At 51.3% G+C, this 745-nt stretch carries 1 protein-coding gene; it reads right to left on the reverse strand.

Going from position 1 to position 745, the window contains the following annotated elements; all coding sequences use genetic code 11:
• Positions 1–745, reverse strand: a 745-nt coding sequence (locus PGX78_RS08920) for a SpoIID/LytB domain-containing protein (protein WP_270446608.1), incomplete at both ends; no start/stop codon positions are given.

The raw sequence follows: 745 nt of genomic DNA on the forward strand, positions 1-745 counted from the left end.
AAAGACAAAACACGTCCCGATATACCGCGATCGGCAGCGCTCATAGGTCGTTTGGACAAGGGGGACAGTAAGACAGACTTAATCTGTCCAACTCCCTTTCCCGCAGCCGCCAAATCGGCAGCCAAGCGTTCAGGTGTAATCGTGACGGACCACCGATATTCGGGCATCTTATCAGCTTTGTCCGATACGCCTCTCAAGTAAGGAATCTTATTGCCCCACACATTTTCACTGTGCTCCGTCCAGCCACCCGCATTGGCACTGAAAAAAGCATCAATCGGTTTGCCGCCGTATGTCAGAATTTCTCCGCGCGTTGCCTTAACGGCTCTCAGTACGGACGGCGCTTCAGCATTTACGCCGCCGTACGTCTGACTGTTCGTATCATCGGTCATATCGAAGCCTCGATTGCGAAAGTACCCCTTATGGGAAACGGCATAGGTACGAGCCGCTACGGCCTGCGCTTTCAGGGCTTCATCGCTCCAAGACGGAGACATTTCCTTACCCACTACACCGTACAGATATTTTTCAACAGGCACGACGTTAACTACCGTCAACCCCCACCTCTGAGGCGATTTAATTACTTCCAAGTCACCCCGATACGAATAACCGTTGCTGATTTTCAGTGCCCCTTTGGCATCTAAAGACCGCAGAAGAACGCGCTGTCCTAAGGCTGCCCCGTCAACAGTCAACCCTTTATCACTATATGTAACGGTTACGTTCTTACCGGCAGCGTATTTTTTCCAAAGAC

It is taken from the genome of Megasphaera sp. AF13-6AC, from assembly GCF_027685385.1.
GTDB lineage: Bacteria > Bacillota > Negativicutes > Veillonellales > Megasphaeraceae > Megasphaera > Megasphaera micronuciformis.